The sequence below is a fragment of the Photorhabdus aballayi genome (assembly GCF_026153155.1).
Taxonomy (GTDB): Bacteria; Pseudomonadota; Gammaproteobacteria; order Enterobacterales; family Enterobacteriaceae; genus Photorhabdus; species Photorhabdus luminescens.
In genome coordinates this window covers 1-19,123 of record NZ_JAPFCD010000005.1, presented here as the reverse complement: position 1 = coordinate 19,123, position 19,123 = coordinate 1, and the positions used below count along the sequence as shown (strand labels likewise).

The following is a 19,123-nucleotide window of genomic DNA, read 5'->3' as shown; positions in this document are numbered from 1 at the left end:
CTGAGCATCTCGATTTTAAGATATAAAAGGATCACGCCTGATGATGATTCCTCGACAATGCCGTGACCAATTGATTAACCCCGGTTGTTACCTTACTGAAATGGCTGTGTTGTTTACGAGTGATCACCACAAACACCCCGATATTTTGTTCGGGGATCATTGCCATATACGTATTAAACCCCCCTCCGCCGCCGGTTTTCTGATAAATACCCGGTACATCACCACGGGTGTTCATGTAAACCCAACCAAGGCCAACGCCATCTGCCTGACCGGCAACATCCATCCCTTTAATTGAAGCCAGAGCGGAACGTTTAAAATAAATACCTTGTTCGCGACTCGCGGTTTGTTTGCGTAACTGACTGTCTGATGATAAAAATTGCTGCATCCAACGCTGCATATCCTTTGGTGTTGAATAGATTCCACCGCTGCCTGCCGCAGCAATCGTATTAAGACACGGACTCGGCTTATAACTTTCCATCAAACGAGCACACTGGGAACGGTTTGGTGTCAGTGTAGTGTCTTTCATGTAATAAGGGCCGGTGATCTTATCATGTAACAAACGAGTATATGGCTTACCCGTAGCCTTAGAGAGCGCATCTGCCAATAAATCGTAGGCCAGATTGGAATAAGATGCTGTTGTGCCTGGTGCGGAGTCTAATTGAGCTGTTTTTAACCAGACCCAGCGATTGGCTTGTGTAGGCCAGACAAAAACAGGTCGCCCCCATTTACCTCCCGGCTGCTCACGAGGTAAACCACTGGTATGGCTTGCCAGGTGGAACAACCGGATAGGTTGAAGAGGGCTGTATTGGGGCACTTTCACGCCATAATAGCTATAATCCTGCAACGGATCGGTGGAGCGCAGAACCTCATCTTCTTCTAATTTGATCATAACCTCACTGGTCATCAACTTAGTTAGCGAGGCAATACGGATGATAGAATCGGGCTTCGGACGGATACCATTTCCTGGACGGGTTTCACCGAAACTACGGTAAACCGTCTGATTATTATCAATCACCACCATCGCCATGCCTTGCGCATTGCTGCCGTTGAAAATATCCTGTGCATACTGATCAACCAACTGTGAAGCTAGCTTTTTAGTTCTCGCATTGCCTTCGAACACTTCCCATTTCAATGGTTGTTTCTTCGGTTGCAAAAACTTTGCCGAAAATGTTTTATTTGAAGAAGAGCAGGCTGTAAGAGCCAACACTATGGCAAAAGCAGAGAAGATCTTAAAAAACTGTTTATTCATTTTGAATTGACCAATCGGCATATTTCCAGTGAATTCACAAACAGCATAAAGATAGCAAAAGCTGTTATTTATTCTTCTTAAACAGCATCATCAACGCGCCAATGACAATGCCCAAAAAGATCCCGGCGCCAATCCAGCTAATAATCGTCATAACCATTTACCTCATAGCGAATTATCATGCTGAGATTATATAAGGTGATTGTAGGTTGTCTATCGACGTCAGGTAGAAAAGATATTGCTGGGTGTATTTATTTAGGGCTTTTATGCTCAGTAATTGAACGCGCATTTGTGTTGAATAGATGGGTCTGATCTTTTTTTCGACACTTAAACCAAAGTTAGAAGGATAACAGTTGCTAACAGATCGCTGACAGGTATAATGGCCCTCGTTTTCCGCATACTACTTCAGTGCCGAAGTGGCGAAATCGGTAGACGCAGTTGATTCAAAATCAACCGCCTTCGGGTGTGCCGGTTCGAGTCCGGCCTTCGGCACCATAAAAAGCTTTTTTCAAGTCTATTAACGTATACTTTAGTCCATAAAAACAGTAACTTAAGCGGATTTCTGACTCTGCTTAGTCTGTCCACGTCTACTCAATTCCTTGAACATATACCAACTGATGATGGTATTCCCGGTTCGATTGATTTTGGTACCAACACTGGAGGTATCAACTGATGGCTCTCACCGATATCAAAGTTAGGACTACCAAGCCCTCCGACAAACCCTTCAAACTCACTGATGGGCAGGGTATGCACCTGCTGATTAACCCCAATGGCTCAAAATACTGGCGACTCCAATACCGTTTCGAGGGTAAACAAAAAGTTTTGGCATTGGGTGTTTATCCAATGGTTTCTCTTGGTGAAGCCCGCAGGAAACGAGATGAAGCCAAAAAGTTGGTATCTGATGGTATCGACCCTTCAGAGAAGAAAAAAGCAGACAAGATCGAGCAAAGCGAAGCCCTGACATTCGAAGCAGTTGCCAGGGACTGGCATACTGCCTGTAAAAGGAAATGGTCAGATTCCCATAGCGAGAGAGTTCTAAAAAGCCTTGAAGATAACCTTTTCTCCTTCATAGGAAAGAGAAAGATAATCGAGCTTAAAACCAAGGATCTATTCGTTCCGATCAAAGTTGTTGAAGCTTCTGGACGGTTAGGAGTAGCAGCCCGTCTACAACAACGAACCACAGCAATTTTGCGATATGCAGTCCAGAATGGCTTAATTGACTATAATCCGGCCCAAGAAATGTCTGGGGCAATCGCTGTAGCAAAACGAACCCACAAACCGGCATTACCGTTTGATCGTTTCTCTGAACTCCTGGAACGAATTGAAAAATTCAAAGGTAGGAAACTCACGAAGTTAGCCGTGAAGCTTACATTACTCATTTTCATTCGTTCCAGCGAACTCAGATTCGCAAGATGGTCGGAGATCGACTTTGAAAATGCGATGTGGACTATCCCAGGAGAACGCAAGCCATTGCCAGGGGTCAAACATTCCCATCGAGGCTCAAAAATGAAGACCCCACACCTCGTGCCGTTAAGTCGTCAGGCTTTAGAACTTCTAAAAGCCGTCAGAGAAATCAGCGGCGAATTTGAACTTGTGTTCATTGGCGACCATGATTTCAGAAAGCCTATGAGTGAAAACACGGTAAACAAGGCTTTGAGGTCTATAGGCTATGACACAACCGTGGAGGTCTGTGGGCATGGATTCAGGGCGATGGCTTGTAGTGCCTTAATCGAATCGGGAAAATGGTCAAGGGATGCTGTTGAACGGCAGATGAGCCACCAAGAGCGAAACTCCGTTCGTGCTGCCTACATTCATAAAGCAGAACACCTTGATGAAAGAAGGCTTATGTTGCAGTGGTGGGCTGATTACCTTGACCTTCTTAGAATACGACAAGTTTCACCATTTGATTTCAGAGGTAAATAGTTTCTCAAAATCCCTGCTGTCCTATGTGTTTTTTGTGTGCCTGGACAGGGGGATTTTCATTTGCCCATCATAACCGTATGATACGATATGATTAAATTTCATTCGTGGATAATGAGATGCAAAACTGGAAAACGGAGCATACAAAAGACATCAAGAGTTGGTTTAAGGTTGATACGTATCGCAAATTTGAAAACCTCTCATTGATACATTTCTACCATGAGTTATGGGCTCGGAACTTATTCTTTAAAGAGTATCGAGATGACTTTGAGAGCAAAACTCTTATGGGTTACTTCTCAAAAGTTTTTAGTGGCAACCCTTTTTTGATTCAAGAAGGGCAACTTGGATACATGACTCCTGCCAATAAGCTGTTTCAACCGCCACATTTTTTTCTAACAACTCTTGATCGCCTTGCTGAAACGAGCATTATTGCAATGCAACGTGGAGGTTTTCTTTGGCATGAAGGTGACAATTATTCTATAAACAGAGATCTGCGTGAAGAATCACTTTCAGATATCATGCCCGATCAATTTGACCGGACAGTAATGTTAGAGATCGATTTGGCAAGTGGTACAGACGAAGAAATTGCAGAGTCGCTTAAGGCTGCACTTCCACAATGGCGTAAAATTAAGGACATTGATGAAAATCCATTAGAATCTGTTCGCTTTGGATATGGAACTATCAAGAAACTCATCAGTTATCGTATAATACCTATGCTTGACATCTTGGTATGGGCCGCTGTTAAAAAAATCCGTGTTTCAGACGATAGATTATCCAGATTGTTATATACAGACGATGACGAAGAAAGTGAAATGAGGGAGTCCAGCCAAATAAAAGATACTGACAGACCATTGGCTTTTAAAGCCAGCACAACTGATTTTATCAGGCAATTCCATTTCTTCATGAATAAGAATAGTCATTTGAAAGAAATGACGGTTTCCGATGTTATGAAACTATCGGATTGATTTATGTAATAGTATTTGAATATATGATGTTGTAATATTTATTTTTTATGTTGCATAGGAATGGTTGATTTTAAATTTCATGAGTGTGTTAGTGTAATGATATATTAATGGTAATACAAAAAACAGATATGTGCAGTATTTCGCTGTTGTATATGCAATAAACTCATTATTCTAAGATATCTGGTTTATGAAAATGTGAATATGTTTTGAATGTATTCCAGTTATCTTTGTTTTCCTCTTTTAGACCTGAAATCCTTGGTTGACCTTTCTTAAACATCCATTGTGAATGTGTTACAAGACTTTGTACGATCTCTGGTATATCGTTTTTGGGAGAATTATTAGCAATATGCAAGGCTGCCAATTCTAACATTTTCTCACCATCTACTTTTGCTGTAAGTATGAATGGCTCATTAGTCATAAATCGCACGTAGTTATAATTTGGTGCTTTGCATGACCAATGATAAATATTTAGTTTTGTTAAATCTAACACTAAATGCAAGCAAATATGTAAACAACGGCCGAATTCATTTGAAGGTATTAACCCAATGATTTCCTGTGCTTTAAATGGATTCATCTTTTTATCAATGTGTGCAGATACTTTATTTCTGGCTGTAGATATATCGGCTTTATGATCATGTGGTAGTAGGGAAGAGAATAACTTTTGTATCTCTAACACTTCAGCAACACTTTTTTCATCAAGTAGAGATCGAGTGTCTTTATTACTATGGATCTCATTACAAAGATCATCCAAACACATAGCTAAAGAGTGAAGATGAGTTAGAGCTATCTTTAACTTCCTTTTTTTCTTCGTTGCATTTTTCTGTTGCGCAGCATCAAAGACTAATTCATCTAAATCCCTTAAGCTCTCTAAACAACGCCATAGCTTTTGGGCAGCATTGTTTGAAGGAAACCAAGCATCAACATCAATAAGATCTAACGAGTCAGAAATGTTTCTTGGGATTTCATCCAAAAATATTGGCATTCCTTTATTGTTTTCAAAATTATCCATGTCTGATATCTCTAATGCATATAATAAAGGGGAAATGATTGAATCTGATTCTTCATATATAATTTGTACACTTTACGAAAGCCAGCCCAACAGTTTCGAACCTAAGGCAAATGCACCTATAGCTGTTGTAGCTAAAACACCAAGTAGGCTTCAGAGATGTGCCGGTCTTAAACTTGAGGTGATTTCTCCAATTGTCATTTTTTCTAATTCCAGATTTCGGTATTTTTGTTTTTTACGCTCACTGAGTTTTCCCTTCCAGCTTGCAAGGATACCACTAAACTCATCAGAATGAAGTGCGGAGGCTTCTGGGTTGACTCTCTGGACAAACCAGTCATAACCCGGTTCAAGTAACCCTTCTGTTCTTACTTCTTTTGCCACAATAACCAGCAAAGGAAGCCCACGACTGTAAGAAAGGGCAGCTTCAATCTGATTCCAGGGAGTGGCTATACTTGTGTCAGATAGAGCAATGGAGTTTTCCCCTCCTCGTCGCTCTATACCAGATGCGAAATACAATCGTTCAATAGCAATAACTACCGTTCCTTCACAAGTATCCATCAGTTCGGTGATTGCTTTTAAAGGAGCTTCAGAACTGAAATGATTACGCCCAAGTGTGAGTGGATTAAGTCCTTCGCTTCTAAGTCTACTCTCGATAGCCTGAACAAAATCTTCCTGTTCACGGTTTGCTACGTTCCCGACGCTAAGAAATACATTTACACTGCTCATTTTTTTGATCCTTGGAACAAAATTTTCTTTTAAGTTAGATTAATCGCGAAGGTAATTGATGTGCTAACTTTACAATTTATGGTATTGATTTATCAAGACTTATTTAGAGATTCTTATGACACTTGTACAGATACTTTTCGTAACCGACAAGAGACTAGTAGGTTGCTTATAATATTACTTTTGTAATCACTGTTTACGTTGGATTGCTCTCATCTCATGTTTCTGTTGCGAAACAATGTACCAAGTTGTAGATCACAACATCACTGCAACTTCTGACACTGATCTCGTTAAAGCCAATTGTCTCCCTGGTTTATCCTTCCACTATATTGCCCTGAACCCAAAGTGAATCCAGCGATATTGTATGGCTTAGACCTGCCCGATATCAGGACATAGCCCGGTCGGGTTAAACAAGAGCTTCGTAAATCCTGAAAAGGTATTCCTTATCTATGGAGGTTAAGGGGAGTAAGTACCTTCCTCAAAAGGGGGGAAGTTCAGGTGGAGTCAAATTCCCCGATTCTGTACTGCACCAACTTCTTGACCTTCATCTTACATAACAGTTGTGAAACTCCGCCTCAGGAGCTTCACTCCTTTATTTTCCCTGTTGTTCGTATAGTGACCTCATCGCAACGACAAGGGGAAAACAAAATGAACAATCAACCAACTCGTCTAATCCGTCTATCAGAAGTTCTTTCACGGACCGGCTACGGCAAAGCTTGGATCTATCGGCTGGTCAGCGAAGGCCGGTTTCCGCAGCCGGTAAAGATCGGCCTTCGCTCCATTGCCTTTGTTGAAAGTGAAGTTGAGGACTGGATTCAGTCTGTTATTGAAACGGCCAGAAAAAATGTTGCCTGAATGGGAGAGAGAAAATGAATATTGAATGCTTTGTAAGTGAGAATCATATGTGCAACCTCGGTGAGAGGTTGTTTAACGAGATTTTTGATCTCGATGCCATGGCTGAACTCGCTGATGACAAGTTTACTAGGGAAGCTGTTTATATGCTGAGCCAGTATCTTTGTGGAAACACGAATGGACCATTTAAAGCAATCAACAGACTTGCAGATTATGAGCAGATTTATGTTTATGAGATATGGATTTCAATTATTAAATCTACGGATGAGTTGAAAATTTTATTCAAAGCTATACTTCGACATTGTATTGAATGAAATTATTAGTTTTAAGACGGATAAAAGTTTGGCGACATACTTAACACCTACCATAAGCAATATAATAGGCATTTAATATGAAAATTAAGAAAACTAAAAGCAATAAATCCAAAACCAACAAATCTCAAATCATTACATTAAATAACAATAGTGTCATAGATGGAAAACTGATGTGTACTGTAATTATGCGTGAGGATGATCTAAAGGCTTGCTTTGAAACCCTTCCTAATGAATATGGAGCACCAATAATTGGTGATTACACAGGAGTGTTGATGAGCTTTTTGTGTAATTCAATCTGGTATGGATTCGGTAATTCTATTGTTGATGTGGTTCTTGATGATGCAATTCGAGAACAGGTAAAAAAAATTGAAGAACAAAATAAAGTGTAAAAAATAAAATAATTAACTATAAATATTTGATTTTTTTATTTACACAATATATATAAAGTATCATATTAACTATGATTGTGGATAATATTATCTAAATCAGGTTAATAGAATAAACATTATATATAGTAAATCCAAAATCGTAAATTAATTTTTGCGACGGCACTAATGACAGGTGCCGCCGATATTTCGATGTAAAAAATTTGGAAAGCTAAAAAATAATATGTTATATATACACATAATTGTAAATAACTGGAGGCTTAATGAAAAAATAAGTATAAATACATTTATTTTGAATGGAGGAGAAAGATACTGCCTGATTATTGATAAAGAAACCGGGATTCCACTCTACTACCCAACTTTATATATAACTACCCAAGTCAGAAACAAAAGCGATTCTATATCAACTATAGAACTCATTGCTGGAGCAATCTCCTTATTGTATGGTTTTCTTAATGATAGAAATATTTATATAGAGGAGCGACTCCATTCAGGTGAAAATCTTGCTATTCATGAAATAGATGCTCTGAGGGATTACTGTGAGAAGAAAACAAGAGTTAAAAAGAGTTTACCTTATACTCTCAAAGAAAAAAGAGTTGTTAATAACACTACAAAATATTTTAGATTGACTCACATAGCAAACTACTTAGGTTGGCTAGGACGAAGTTTGTTATGTATGTCAAATCATAGAGAGCATGATATTAAAGAACTTGTCGAAAAGATAAGAGCAAGAAGACCAAGGATAAGAAGATCTGAGCGATTAATTAAAAAAGAAAAATCACTCAACGATGCTCAGATAGCTTCACTACTCGAAGCGGTAAGAGTTGGTTCTGAAAGTAATCCGTTCAAACAAGATGTTCAATACAGAAACAGACTTATTATTCTAATGCTTTATCTATTAGGCATAAGGTCTGGTGAGCTACTTAACATTCGTATTAGCGATATAAATTTTAGCGATTCGAGTGTGGCCATTCGCCGCAGACCTGACAACATGGCTGATCCCCGTGTAAAACAGCCTTTAGTTAAAACCTTTGAAAGGAAGCTTCCTTTATCACAACAGTTGGCAAAAGAACTACGAGATTACATTACTAATATTCGTAGAACTTTTAAAAATGCAAGAAAACATGAGTATTTATTCGTAACTCACAAGTCTGGGCCAAGTCAGGGGGCTCCATTATCTTCTATGGCTTACCACAAAGCGATAGCCGCTATTAGAGAGGTAGTTCCTGAACTCAATAACCTCACGGGACATAAACTACGACATACATGGAATTATGAGTTTTCAAAAAAACTCGATGAGATGTCTTCTCCTTTAAATGAAAGTGAACAAGAAAATTTACGTTCATCACTTATGGGGTGGTCGAAAGGTTCAGGAACCGCCAGATTATATAATGCAAGGCACATTCAGAATAAAGCGGAAAAAGTAGCACTATTATTACAAGAATCAATTAATAATAAGGAAAATAAGAATGAAGGGCGGATTCGACTAATAAGTGCAATTTTTCAGAAAGGCGGTCAGTTGCTATAGTAGGCATCTTTCCCGCCACAGGAAAATGCACTATGGCCTATACACAACTGACCGAGACAGAAAGATACCAGATTTCCAGTTTAAAAAAAGCGGGTTTTTCACAGCGTTTCATTGCTGAGTCACTTAAGCGAAGCCCATCGACCATCAGCAGAGAATTGAAGAGAAATCAAGAAGTCCAGACATACTGCCCCGAACAGGCTCATTTAAAGGGATTGGCTCGTCGTCATTTTGCTAAGAAAGCCGTGAAAATCACACCGGAAGTAAAAAAATGGATAAAACGGTTAATTTGGAAAGATTTAAGTCCTGAGCAGGTGGCTGATTATTTGAAGCAGCATAAAGAGATATTTTTGCATCATGAGACGATTTATAGGCTGATTTATCAAGATAAAATAGAGGGGGGTGATTTATGGCAACATCTACGAATTGCCAGAAAACCCTATCGTAAACGCTATGGTTGCTATGAAAAAAGAGGCAAAATTAAAAATCGGGTCAGTATTGATAAGCGCCCAGAACTCGTTGATAAAAAAGAGCGTATCGGCGACTGGGAAGGTGATACGATAATGGGGAAAGATAAAAAAAGTGCCTTATTAACCCTGGTTGACCGTAAAACGCTGTATACAATTATTGTTAAACTGGATGGCAAGCGGGCATCAGAAGTGACGAAAGCGGCGGTGAAAGTATTATATCCATTAAAACAAAGAGTTAAAACCATCACCTTCGATAACGGTTTGGAGTTCGCAGATCATGAAACCATAAGTAAAAAATTAGAAACTGAAATTTATTTTGCCCATCCTTACTCGCCTTGGGAGAGAGGGATCAATGAGAATATCAATGGGTTAATCAGACAATACTTTCCAAAGGGAACTGATTTTAATGAAGTCTCTGATCAGGAAATAAATTTTGTGGTAAACCGATTAAATCATCGTCCCCGAAAAACACGGGGTGGGAAAACCCCGAATGAATTATTTAAGGGTATACGAACATATTTACTTCCAGATTAACGATGTTGCACTTATTATGTGAATCTACCGAATGAATGAAGTTCATAACGAAATTGTTGAAACAAAGAATACACTGAAAATATTGAATAGTGGATTGTTAGCTAAAATTGATGAAAAACAGTTCCAAATAGATGAACTTAAACGTATTCAGAAAGAACAGAATGAAAGTTTACAGAGCATTATTAAAAAACAGAAAAAGAAATAATGAGTTTGGCAGTTGATTTTTTCAACCGCAGGGAAGAAAAAACAAGGCAACAAATAGAAGATCCGCTTCTATTTGTTAGCTCTTGCTTATAAAATTTTGCTAAAGATGTTTTTGAAATTTGTAATCGAGGTAACATTTGAACATTCGCTAAGTATTATTTTTGATGTAGAGAATTGTATATTGTTATTAATTATTAACTCTTTTATTGAAAGTACTTCTTTTCGGCATAAAAGGAGAGGATAGTGAATTTTTATTACATAGTTAAATCTAACTTTTATATTAGCGTTGATCAATTTTTTAATCGCTTTACTTGATGATGGATATAAATTCCCTATTACTATTTCATTTGCTTGGAGTTTAGATATGTGCTTTATAAACACATCTGGTTGTTGTGCAAAAAGAGAATAAGATAAAGCAGTTAATCCTTTATTGTCCTTAATGTTGATATTAACTCCAAAATTAAATACTTCATCAATTAAATTTTCATTTTTTGGCCATCTATAAAAAAGAAGTGTTCTTCCTAAATTATCAAAATGATTTATATTAGCACCGTTTATAATTAAAAACTTAGTAAAATAGTAATCATCTGAATAGAAAATAGGTGTGCGACCATACCTGTCTACTGAATTAATTAAAGAATGATCAATAAATAAACCCATGAAATCTAAAAGCATCTGACCTCCTAAATAACAAATAATTTATAAATTAATAATTCATTATTTAGAAGGTGTCAATAATATAACTTTTCTTTATTTTCCGTATCGACTTCGGCGTGGTGGTGAATATGATTTATCATTTTTTTCAATATCAGAATCAGTATTATCAGTTGAACTATTCTCTGGGCTTAAATTATGGTTGGTATTTTCTTTTTTTTCATCAGAAATATCATCATTTACAATTTCTTCTTTTTGGTTTTCAAGGGGGATGTCTTCCTCTAATTGTTCAGTGAGCATTTTCGCTGTTTTTCTTGCTTCTTCAATTGATGATAACCCTGTAACGACTGTATTATTGTTTTTACGGTTTACTAACTGAAATTCAACGATTTCTTTTGTCGTGGGATCGAGTTTTGCATAAATTGCAAAAAATTCATTTACAGTTTCAACAAGTTTCATATGTTACCTCATAGTATATGGTTAATAACAGCATGATGTTTTTTAACGTAAAATAGTTATTACTTTTTAAATAAATATCTCTAATCTATTCTTTTAAAAATATCGGATAAGTTATTGACTAATCCTTGCCTCTTAATCTCTTGTGCTATGAATGGATACTTTTCCTCCACGAAATTCATATTTATATACCCTTCAATAAGATACATAATGATGTCACATCGATTTTGAACTAAGCCATCATCCTTGTTTAACTTCAAAACATCAATAGTATATAAAATTTTATCATGGAGTTCTTGGGGGAGATCTTCACCAGGTTTTATCAAACAGCTTGGAAGATCTAGAACGAACCAGCCGATTTCAATCGTAAAAGGATCACAAATATTCTCAATATTACCTTTGTACTGATTAAGTCTATCTAAACATAATCTATAATTACTCCATTCATAGGCGAGTTGAGGATATTTCGTTTTAGGTAAAAAATGATCCACAACCCCAGGAGATGTAGGTAAATATATACAGCTATATGCACAGATAGAACGATAGGAACTATAAAGTTCTTTTGCTGCCTTTCGCCAATAATCTTTACCTGCAAAATCTTTATAGTTAGGATTTGGCACCCTGTTAAGAAATAAAGCCCCCTTTTGTCGGACATCCAGATCAAAATTCTGCGGTTCGGGCATTAATTGCAAAGGTATCATAATTTAACCCCATTCCTTTCAGCAAATATAATCCAACGAGGCCAAAATTTGTCTGTGGCTGAAAGATATTTACGCAATCTAACTGTTATATCTTCTATCATTTCTATATCAGGATTTTCAAGTGCCTGTATTTTCTTTGCATCCTCGATGGCTGCTTCACCTTCTTGCGATCTTGCTTGTCGTAATTCAAAAATTGGGGACATTAACCAAGAGGAAACATCTCCATACTTGACGAAGTCTAATTCATCAAGTGTTATTTTACCTTTATTATCCAGTTGTAAGTGATATAAGCTATCTGTCTCGATATCGAATACTTCCTCAGAGGATGCCATTACTAAAGGAGAGTGAGTAGCGATGATAAATTGGATCTTCAACTCACTTGAAAATACCTTATCAAGTGCTATTAAAGATGGTAAGAATGCTCTTTGCCATTTTGGATGTAAATGAGCTTCTAATTCGTCAACAAGCACAACCATATTATTTTGAGGAGGAATATTCATCATCTCAGAAATAACGACATGTTCATTCCATGCCCATACGATCATATATGCCAAAGCAACAATTCTTCTAACACCTGCTGAGGCATTTGTTATCGGGATCTCTCCATAAGGATGAATTAAGGTTGGAATGACTCTTGGGTCGTCAGGAATTCTAACTGGTTCACCCGGTTTCAAAACCCCCAAGTCTGGAGGAGATAGCTTTTCTAATACTTTTTCAAAATGTTTGAAATGCTGGTTCTTACTATCATTCTTCCAAGTCATCCAGTCTCTGATCAAACCTTCGAGAACACCAATCCCATCTTGCCCGTCCCATACTTCCTTGCTTTTAAAAACGAATTTTTCTTTTTCAGTAAAGGTCGATTGAGTAGAATATTTTCTGGCTGGGTCCCATACAGCGAAAGAACCATCTACTTTGGCATAGACAATAAGACCTGGAATGGTAGGTCTGTCCGTTTGTATCGGCCAATTAAAATTGTCCCAGTCGAAGTTCACACAATTATCTGACTTAAATTCACCATTACCTTTGATTGAATAAGTTAGGTTGATTTTTTTTCCTCTTAGTCTTGGGTCAGGATAGGCGACACGATCTGTCCAGGTATTGGTTAATGCCCACCAAGCTGATTCGAGAATAAAGGATTTCCCAAGCCCGTTATCACCTGTAATAATATTAAGCCGTGTCTTAGGCTCGATGACTAGTTTTTTAGCAGGCCCAATATTTTCGATAGAGAGCAAGGATAAAGTCCCGCCATTTTCAGGCTTGGAATCGGGGGGTAATGATAACTTACCCTTTATTTTATCCCAAGTTATGCATTCATCCTCAAATAATTCATTTATGTTGCCTTCTTCAAATAAAAATAATTCTTCAAGCTCTTTGTCTGATATGTTATATTCTTGTGTAAAAGTGGCAATTATACTTTCGCAGGATGTGTTTTGAGGAAAGTCATTAAATTTATATAACCAAATACATAATGACATCAATGAGATTTTATTTTTCTTAACTGAAGGATGGTCTTTTAGAATATGTAGGTAATTATCAGCCCACCCCCATTGCTGAGTACGTTTAGGATGAATAAATGCTGCAGAAAAAGTTTGTGTATTTATCGCTTGTAATCCAGATGACGCATAATTATTATTGAGCCATTCATGGGATGTCTGGTATGTAAACGGTTGATAAAAATATTCTGAATCAGGATCAATCTTATGTACTTCCTCAAGAAAACACTTATTTTTTGCATCTAAAGCAAATTGTGTGTTAGTTCCGATAGGAAGATTGTTTTTTTTGCAGACAAGGAAAGTAATTCCGAAAAAAGGGTGGACCTTCTTAAGGTCCACAATCGCATTCAGCACTGCACTTTGACTAAAAAACATAATTAAATGTTCTCCATGTTTAATGCAGAATATTCGCAAAATTCATGATTGAGATCTATACCAATCGATGAATATCCCATTTGTGCTGCTACACGGCAAGTTGTTCCGCTACCTAAAAATGGGTCCAGTACGGTGCCATTAGGTTTGCATCCAATTTTTAGACATCTCTCGACCAAAGCGTCAGGGTATGGTGCCGTATCAAGACCACCTCCGCTTTTTGGTCTTGCCGGTATAGTCCACATATCCTCTTCGACTTTTTGCTCTATCAATTCTTGTTTGTTAAAATAATATTTTCTGCTTTTAACAAACATGAATACATATTCATAGCTTCGGCTTGGTCTGTCTTTCACAGGTTCCGGCAGACATTTTTCTCTATGCCAAATGATTGAACTGCGGATAACCCATCCACGAGTAGCCATTTCAATGGCTACTCGCCATGGAATTCCAATCATGGATTTTCTTTGTAAACCTATGCCCATTCCACCGCTTTTATCTACAGCTCTAAGACCAAAACGACGTTTATTACTTTTTCTGTCCTTACCCTGAGATTGACCTTTTCCTGAATAATATGTATCACCAATATTCATAAACAGAGTCCCTTCTGGATTAAGGGCTTCTTTAACTGTGTCCATAACATCAGCGATAGCATCAACATACTCTTGCACTGAATCTTCCAGACCAATTTGACCATCAACACCATAGTCTCTAAGCCAAAAATAGGGCGGTGAAGTTATTGCACAGTCAATGCTACCGCTTGGAAGGTCTTTTATTATCTGGGCTGAATCTCCATTGTATATTTCCCATTTAGCTCCAGTTGAAGTCAATCCTTCCCAATATTTTTTTAGGTTTTCTGTATTTTCTGCTGATTGAATATCAGTATTGTCGAAGTTCAACTCTATATTTTTAGTCATTAGTGTTATCTTTTGAAATGCTATTTGAACTAGCTCGGTGAAATTTTGGTAAAACTTGGATTAGTTGTTTTGATTTTAGTTTTGCTTCATTTAAATCAAAATGTAATTGCAATTCCAACCAATACTCAGGAGGTGTTTGAAAGAAATGAGCTAACCTCAATGCAGTGTCACCCGTAATCGCTCTCTTTCCCTTTATAATCGTAGTGATTCTATTTTTGGGAACATCTATCTTCCTTGCTAATTCTGATGCACTCAATCCGCATTCTTCAAGCTTACATAGAAGTGATTTTCCGGGGTGCTCAATGTTCATTTCAGAACCCTATAGAATTTTTCGATAATATATTATAATATTGGGGTTACGTCAAGCGTAACTTTTTTCTGAATATAACATATGCATTGGTAATGTAATGCAAGAAACAAAAAAATATTAATATACTGGATGGGAATTCTTAGGAATTTTTCTAAAACTTAAATAGATCACGTAAACCTACATTTAGGGAACGTAGTTTAAAATATTATCGTTTAATTAAAAATTTCCTATCAATATTTTACCATTAAACCAATGAATATTTTGTGTCATGTGCGATTCTTATCTTTAGAAGGTGAGAATCAATCCCACCTTATGAGTAACATTATAGAATGTCATTATTTTCAGCAAAATCAAATGTTATCTTTTTCTTTTATTTTTTTAGCAAGTTCAATAATCTCTTTCAGATATTGCAAATGATTTGCTACATTTTTAAGTGCTAATGCTCCAAGTGATAACCCTAAAAGAAAAGCTAATCCAAATACGATTAATGTATTTGCTGTGCCTGAATTGAAGATCCCTTTTGATATGGTGTCACCCAATTTGTCTAACCCACCAAAACCTTGAATAGCAGAGTATGCTAATCCAATTATTGATAAGACGGCAGTTTTTTCTCCAAAGAAATCATTTATTCTTGATTTCACTCTTTGTATCTTTATGTTTAACCAATCTATTGAATAGTTTAATTCTGTCAACGAGTAAGGCATTAGTTTTTCTATGTTTTGTTCATCATTGTCAATTTCACAAATTAGGTCATTGAAAATTTCTTTTTTGAAGTTGAGCATGAACTTCACACCTGGAATTATAGGTGTAAACAAATAAACTATACCGGCAACAGAATTGAGGGCATACAGAACGAATGCTGGTAAAAGAAATGGCTCTTTGGGAAGGTCACAAATCTTATAGATAACTGCCATTACCACCATTAAAACAAGAGAAAAGAGAGATGTGAGAAATGAATATACTTGAACCTTTCTAAGTAAGTTACTTTTTTTATTTATCTGATTATAGGGAGCATAAGAATTCATTTTGCTTATAGTTTTGATGATTTGATTTACTCTATACATTGTTTATAATTCCATTAATAAACTATTGCTTAGGGCCATTGATTACAGTATGTATAGATTTTACACTATCAAGTCGGAATAACTAATACAGTTTGTTCGATTATCACCAATCGGGTCTGATGGTATCAATGATGGTATCATGTCCAATGTAGTAAATTTTAATCTCTTAAGATCATAAGGATAGTTTCGATGTTCGAGTCCGGCCTTCCCATTTGACCTTCCAGAGACGTACATAATCTTCCATAACTATCTGAAAAAGCAACAGATTACTTAGTTTTTGGGTCTATAATCGTCCATTCGTATCCGTTGACATCCATGATATTTGGGGGGCAAATTGGGGGGCATTTCTTTTCGATAATGAGCTGACCTCCAAATTATGCCTTTAACAGACATGGAAGCTCGTGCGGCAAAGCCCCGTGAAAAAGAATACAAACTTACCGATGTACAAGGTTTGTATCTTCTCATCAAACCCAATGGCTCAAAACTCTGGTATCTGAAATATCGGTTTGCGGGTAAAGAAAGCCGGATTGCTTTATGTGCATATCCTCAAGTAACACTGGGGAAAGCTAGAGAGCAACGCGATAGTATCAAGATAATGATCCGTAATGGCATCAATCCCAGTAAAAAAAGAGAAGTAGAAAAACAAGAAGCAATTGCCGAAACCCTAACTTTTGAAAAAGTGGCTAGAGATTGGCACAGTAGCAATAAGCGTTGGTCAACAACGCATTCAGAACGAGTACTGGGTGATCTCCGACGTAATGTTTTCCCTGCGATTGGGAATAAAAGTATTGCAACTTTAGAAGTCAAAGAGCTATCGGCGCCTCTCAAAGAGATAGAAAGCAGTGGTCGATTGGAACTCGCTTCCAGACAACAACAAAGGATTACTGCTATTATGCGCTATGCGGTACAAAATGGCTTGATCGCTCGCAATCCTGCTCAAGATCTCAAAGGTGCGTTGGCGACACGCAAATCAACTCATCGTCTTGCTCTTCATTTATTTATGCCGGGAACGGTGTAACTGCTATCCCACCGTTTTTCGACAAGGCGGATAACCGCCTGTGTGGGGGGCAGAAGATTCGCTGTCAGATAAGTGATAAGTTCCTGCGTCTGTGTTTCGCTGAGGTGGCTCTGAGAGCCGCCATTTTCGGGCTTCAGTTTGCGGTGATTAAGATAATCGCTGATATGACGATTAACCATCGTTTCATGCAGGTGCAGGGCCTGAGCGATCATGACAGAACTCCAGCCCTCAGAAGCCAGCAAAACTCCTGTAATGCAATCACACTACCTCTTATCACGGTAGGTGTGATGAAGGTGTTCGAGTTCGGCTTTCTGTTCATCGGTAATGAATATTTTCATGCCGGATACCACAAGCCTTATTTTGGGGAAAATCAAGCATTTTCAATAATCACAGGTATATTGTTGGTAATGTGAATAATACCTATATTACAACTCCCTCACTATTTCAATCCGGGTTTATTAAGATTTAATTTTCTAGGATGTTGATATGTACTAATAATTAAGTGTAGATGATAAGCGATTATTTCACCTGATGTTTGACTCGTTTTGAAAAATAAACTATCAAATCCTACGGCTGTTTTGGAACAGCATATAAATCAACGTCTTTGATGACAAAGTCTAATGCTTATATTCAGCTTGTTATAATCATGGTACGCAGAACTGGATACGCTTTTCTGTTTTTCAGCATATAAAGTATGCTTTCGATATTTTTTTCTAACATCTAACATCTAACATCTAACATCTAATATCAATATGTGAATTATATTCTATATGGTTTTTAAAAATATTCATTAGATAGTGGAACTTAGAAATATGTATTATGAATGTAGTTTATCACTATTTATAAAATATTTAATTAAGAAAGGGAAGTAAGAATTTACTCCGATTGTTTGCTTAGTGGTTAAGTGTTTTTATACGGTATCTGGAGTAATAGAAAAACTGAAATTTCATTGCTAATGCATTCGTAGAAAAATCCCTTAGTTAAGGAGTTTTTAATTATGATAACACATAAATTAGTTATATTTATACTGTGTTTATCTCCAGCCGTATGCTTTTCACAGCCTGATAAATTATCTCCAGGCTCATATGAGTTAATTATTGGAGCAAGACCTTCGATGCCTTATTCACCGATTCAGAATTATAATCAAGACCTAACACGGCAAGGTACTGGGCGTGAATTTAATGTTCCTGTGTCCCGTCATCACATAATCCCATTCAATCTATTAAGAGGCTTCTATAACCGTGTTGTTGAAAATAACCGGCTACGTAATATAAGTAGCTTTCTCACAGTATACTCAAATAATTTACGGTTTTATGCTAGTCGTGGCGGTGTTGATTGTAATCAATTAGGTAGCGATATTATTGATGCATCAAATTTAGGTTTGGCCCAGGGTAGTGGATGGATAAGAGGTGGTAGTAATAGATTTACTCCAGGCTTTAGCACATTCGAACAATTTTATGCGTGGTTACCGGGCAACCTTTTCATTGGGCCAAATAATCGCTCAGATGATCCAGGTCCAGGATTTGAGAGTAACGCAGCGGCTGTTATTGGCGAGGCTAACTTCAACTTAGTTTCCAGGTTGTACAGAAATATGATGAATTATATGTCAACAAATGATGAAAGTTTATTAAATGGAATTGCAGTAGATTTATCAAGGCTAAATAAGCTTTCATAATAGTGATACACTTATTTTTTTCATTCCAGGTTGTTGTTGTAACGAAAACGCCTCCATGAACTCTTTCACATATTGAAGTAACTGCCACATATACTGACAGCAATGATTTCGTGTTACTGTTTCATGTAACGATTGCCATAAACGTTCAATCTTGTTTAGCCAGGGAGAATAAACAGGTAAAAACAACAGATTAAATTTAGCGTTTTGCTTTAACCATGCCCTGACTTTCCGGCTTTTATGAATGCCATAGTTATCTAAAATTACTGTGATACTTTCTGCATGGCGATATTGGACATTCATTTCCTCTAACAGGGTGATAAA

General features: G+C 37.2%; 21 protein-coding genes, 1 tRNA gene and 1 pseudogene. 11 read left to right on the top strand and 12 right to left on the bottom strand.

Features of this window, described 5'->3' with window-relative positions; translation table 11 throughout:
• Window positions 1-31: 31 nt before the first annotated feature.
• Complete coding sequence (gene ampH / locus OO184_RS04185) at window positions 32-1,249, bottom strand: D-alanyl-D-alanine-carboxypeptidase/endopeptidase AmpH (RefSeq protein ID WP_265378111.1); 1,218 nt, start codon at window positions 1,247-1,249, stop codon at window positions 32-34.
• A 407-nt stretch (window positions 1,250-1,656) separates the two neighbouring features.
• Here ampH and OO184_RS04180 point away from each other — a divergent pair.
• The 3 genes from OO184_RS04180 (at window position 1,657) to OO184_RS04170 (ending at window position 4,131) form a co-directional block, all read left to right on the top strand.
• Window positions 1,657-1,741 (top strand) — tRNA-Leu (locus OO184_RS04180).
• Between the two features lie 177 nt (window positions 1,742-1,918).
• Window positions 1,919-3,169 carry a tyrosine-type recombinase/integrase gene (locus tag OO184_RS04175; protein WP_265378110.1) on the top strand — a complete coding sequence of 417 codons (1,251 nt, stop codon included), beginning with the start codon at window positions 1,919-1,921 and terminating at the stop codon, window positions 3,167-3,169.
• A gap of 116 nt (window positions 3,170-3,285) precedes the next feature.
• The gene (locus OO184_RS04170) at window positions 3,286-4,131 is read left to right on the top strand and encodes a DUF6387 family protein (protein ID WP_265378109.1); all 846 of its coding nucleotides are present in this window, start codon (window positions 3,286-3,288) and stop codon (window positions 4,129-4,131) included.
• A 166-nt stretch (window positions 4,132-4,297) separates the two neighbouring features.
• Here the strand turns inward: OO184_RS04170 and OO184_RS04165 are convergent, their stop codons facing one another.
• Together OO184_RS04165 and OO184_RS04160 are read right to left on the bottom strand one after the other, a co-directional pair.
• A complete protein-coding gene (locus tag OO184_RS04165; RefSeq protein WP_265378108.1) occupies window positions 4,298-5,140 on the bottom strand; it encodes a hypothetical protein in 843 nt (280 codons plus the stop codon).
• Window positions 5,141-5,290: 150 nt separating this feature from the next.
• Window positions 5,291-5,863: a hypothetical protein gene (locus tag OO184_RS04160; protein ID WP_265378107.1), complete on the bottom strand. Its 573-nt coding sequence runs from the start codon at window positions 5,861-5,863 to the stop codon at window positions 5,291-5,293.
• A gap of 645 nt (window positions 5,864-6,508) precedes the next feature.
• Between OO184_RS04160 and OO184_RS04155 the strand changes: the two genes are divergently transcribed.
• The 6 genes from OO184_RS04155 to OO184_RS04130 all read left to right on the top strand — a co-directional run bounded on the left by OO184_RS04155 (window position 6,509) and on the right by OO184_RS04130 (window position 10,146).
• Complete coding sequence (locus tag OO184_RS04155; RefSeq protein ID WP_265378106.1) at window positions 6,509-6,715, top strand: helix-turn-helix transcriptional regulator; 207 nt, start codon at window positions 6,509-6,511, stop codon at window positions 6,713-6,715.
• A gap of 14 nt (window positions 6,716-6,729) precedes the next feature.
• Window positions 6,730-7,026: a hypothetical protein gene (locus OO184_RS04150; RefSeq protein WP_265378105.1), complete on the top strand. Its 297-nt coding sequence runs from the start codon at window positions 6,730-6,732 to the stop codon at window positions 7,024-7,026.
• A gap of 77 nt (window positions 7,027-7,103) precedes the next feature.
• Window positions 7,104-7,415 (top strand): hypothetical protein, encoded by a 312-nt coding sequence (locus OO184_RS04145; RefSeq protein WP_265378104.1) that lies wholly within the window; start codon window positions 7,104-7,106, stop codon window positions 7,413-7,415.
• A 220-nt stretch (window positions 7,416-7,635) separates the two neighbouring features.
• Window positions 7,636-8,940: a tyrosine-type recombinase/integrase gene (locus OO184_RS04140; protein WP_265378103.1), complete on the top strand. Its 1,305-nt coding sequence runs from the start codon at window positions 7,636-7,638 to the stop codon at window positions 8,938-8,940.
• Window positions 8,941-8,972: 32 nt separating this feature from the next.
• A complete protein-coding gene (locus tag OO184_RS04135) occupies window positions 8,973-9,941 on the top strand; it encodes an IS30 family transposase (RefSeq protein WP_265378102.1) in 969 nt (322 codons plus the stop codon).
• Window positions 9,942-9,972: 31 nt separating this feature from the next.
• Complete coding sequence (locus OO184_RS04130) at window positions 9,973-10,146, top strand: hypothetical protein (RefSeq protein ID WP_265378101.1); 174 nt, start codon at window positions 9,973-9,975, stop codon at window positions 10,144-10,146.
• An 86-nt stretch (window positions 10,147-10,232) separates the two neighbouring features.
• Here OO184_RS04130 and OO184_RS04125 read toward each other — a convergent pair whose 3' ends face one another.
• The 7 genes from OO184_RS04125 to OO184_RS04095 all read right to left on the bottom strand — a co-directional run bounded on the left by OO184_RS04125 (window position 10,233) and on the right by OO184_RS04095 (window position 16,109).
• Entirely contained in the window at window positions 10,233-10,820 is a 588-nt protein-coding gene (locus tag OO184_RS04125; RefSeq protein WP_265378100.1) for an ankyrin repeat domain-containing protein, read from the bottom strand.
• A 75-nt stretch (window positions 10,821-10,895) separates the two neighbouring features.
• Entirely contained in the window at window positions 10,896-11,258 is a 363-nt protein-coding gene (locus OO184_RS04120) for a hypothetical protein (RefSeq protein WP_265378099.1), read from the bottom strand.
• 80 nt (window positions 11,259-11,338) lie between these two features.
• The gene (locus tag OO184_RS04115; protein WP_265378098.1) at window positions 11,339-11,956 is read right to left on the bottom strand and encodes an HNH endonuclease family protein; all 618 of its coding nucleotides are present in this window, start codon (window positions 11,954-11,956) and stop codon (window positions 11,339-11,341) included.
• Window positions 11,953-13,824, bottom strand: coding sequence for an AAA family ATPase (locus OO184_RS04110; RefSeq protein WP_265378097.1), 1,872 nt, complete (start codon window positions 13,822-13,824; stop codon window positions 11,953-11,955). The genes OO184_RS04115 and OO184_RS04110 overlap by 4 nt, the downstream gene beginning before the upstream one ends.
• 2 nt (window positions 13,825-13,826) lie before the next feature.
• Window positions 13,827-14,735, bottom strand: a complete 909-nt coding sequence (locus OO184_RS04105) for a DNA-methyltransferase (RefSeq protein ID WP_265378096.1) — start codon at window positions 14,733-14,735, stop codon at window positions 13,827-13,829.
• The gene (locus OO184_RS04100) at window positions 14,728-15,045 is read right to left on the bottom strand and encodes a HigA family addiction module antitoxin (RefSeq protein ID WP_265378095.1); all 318 of its coding nucleotides are present in this window, start codon (window positions 15,043-15,045) and stop codon (window positions 14,728-14,730) included. The genes OO184_RS04105 and OO184_RS04100 overlap by 8 nt, the downstream gene beginning before the upstream one ends.
• Window positions 15,046-15,395: 350 nt before the next feature.
• Window positions 15,396-16,109, bottom strand: a complete 714-nt coding sequence (locus tag OO184_RS04095) for a YuaM family protein (protein WP_265378094.1) — start codon at window positions 16,107-16,109, stop codon at window positions 15,396-15,398.
• 376 nt (window positions 16,110-16,485) lie between these two features.
• Here OO184_RS04095 and OO184_RS04090 point away from each other — a divergent pair, with 376 nt between their 5' ends.
• Complete coding sequence (locus tag OO184_RS04090) at window positions 16,486-17,127, top strand: tyrosine-type recombinase/integrase (RefSeq protein WP_312023683.1); 642 nt, start codon at window positions 16,486-16,488, stop codon at window positions 17,125-17,127.
• On the opposite strand, the pseudogene OO184_RS04085 reads toward OO184_RS04090, so the two are convergent.
• Window positions 17,103-17,465 (bottom strand): annotated as a pseudogene (locus OO184_RS04085) (helix-turn-helix domain-containing protein); the annotation flags it as partial. The gene OO184_RS04090 and the pseudogene OO184_RS04085 overlap by 25 nt on opposite strands.
• Window positions 17,466-18,124: 659 nt before the next feature.
• Here OO184_RS04085 and OO184_RS04080 point away from each other — a divergent pair.
• Entirely contained in the window at window positions 18,125-18,802 is a 678-nt protein-coding gene (locus tag OO184_RS04080; protein WP_265378093.1) for a hypothetical protein, read from the top strand.
• Here OO184_RS04080 and OO184_RS04075 read toward each other — a convergent pair.
• Window positions 18,797-19,123, bottom strand: a 327-nt coding sequence (locus OO184_RS04075; protein WP_265378092.1) for an IS630 family transposase, incomplete at its 5' end; no start/stop codon positions are given. The two genes, OO184_RS04080 and OO184_RS04075, sit on opposite strands and share 6 nt — an antisense overlap.

Excerpts from the sequence above, each read along its gene's own strand:
- ampH (WP_265378111.1), bottom strand. The coding sequence starts at position 1,249 with ATGAATAAACAGTTTTTTAAGATCTTCTCTGCTTTTGCCATAGTGTTG.
- OO184_RS04175 (WP_265378110.1), top strand. The coding sequence starts at position 1,919 with ATGGCTCTCACCGATATCAAAGTTAGGACTACCAAGCCCTCCGACAAA.
- OO184_RS04170 (WP_265378109.1), top strand. The coding sequence starts at position 3,286 with ATGCAAAACTGGAAAACGGAGCATACAAAAGACATCAAGAGTTGGTTT.
- OO184_RS04165 (WP_265378108.1), bottom strand. The coding sequence starts at position 5,140 with ATGGATAATTTTGAAAACAATAAAGGAATGCCAATATTTTTGGATGAA.
- OO184_RS04160 (WP_265378107.1), bottom strand. The coding sequence starts at position 5,863 with ATGAGCAGTGTAAATGTATTTCTTAGCGTCGGGAACGTAGCAAACCGT.
- OO184_RS04155 (WP_265378106.1), top strand. The coding sequence starts at position 6,509 with ATGAACAATCAACCAACTCGTCTAATCCGTCTATCAGAAGTTCTTTCA.
- OO184_RS04150 (WP_265378105.1), top strand. The coding sequence starts at position 6,730 with ATGAATATTGAATGCTTTGTAAGTGAGAATCATATGTGCAACCTCGGT.
- OO184_RS04145 (WP_265378104.1), top strand. The coding sequence starts at position 7,104 with ATGAAAATTAAGAAAACTAAAAGCAATAAATCCAAAACCAACAAATCT.
- OO184_RS04140 (WP_265378103.1), top strand. The coding sequence starts at position 7,636 with ATGTTATATATACACATAATTGTAAATAACTGGAGGCTTAATGAAAAA.
- OO184_RS04135 (WP_265378102.1), top strand. The coding sequence starts at position 8,973 with ATGGCCTATACACAACTGACCGAGACAGAAAGATACCAGATTTCCAGT.
- OO184_RS04130 (WP_265378101.1), top strand. The coding sequence starts at position 9,973 with ATGAATGAAGTTCATAACGAAATTGTTGAAACAAAGAATACACTGAAA.
- OO184_RS04125 (WP_265378100.1), bottom strand. The coding sequence starts at position 10,820 with ATGCTTTTAGATTTCATGGGTTTATTTATTGATCATTCTTTAATTAAT.
- OO184_RS04120 (WP_265378099.1), bottom strand. The coding sequence starts at position 11,258 with ATGAAACTTGTTGAAACTGTAAATGAATTTTTTGCAATTTATGCAAAA.
- OO184_RS04115 (WP_265378098.1), bottom strand. The coding sequence starts at position 11,956 with ATGATACCTTTGCAATTAATGCCCGAACCGCAGAATTTTGATCTGGAT.
- OO184_RS04110 (WP_265378097.1), bottom strand. The coding sequence starts at position 13,824 with ATGTTTTTTAGTCAAAGTGCAGTGCTGAATGCGATTGTGGACCTTAAG.
- OO184_RS04105 (WP_265378096.1), bottom strand. The coding sequence starts at position 14,735 with ATGACTAAAAATATAGAGTTGAACTTCGACAATACTGATATTCAATCA.
- OO184_RS04100 (WP_265378095.1), bottom strand. The coding sequence starts at position 15,045 with ATGAACATTGAGCACCCCGGAAAATCACTTCTATGTAAGCTTGAAGAA.
- OO184_RS04095 (WP_265378094.1), bottom strand. The coding sequence starts at position 16,109 with ATGTATAGAGTAAATCAAATCATCAAAACTATAAGCAAAATGAATTCT.
- OO184_RS04090 (WP_312023683.1), top strand. The coding sequence starts at position 16,486 with ATGCCTTTAACAGACATGGAAGCTCGTGCGGCAAAGCCCCGTGAAAAA.
- OO184_RS04080 (WP_265378093.1), top strand. The coding sequence starts at position 18,125 with ATGATAACACATAAATTAGTTATATTTATACTGTGTTTATCTCCAGCC.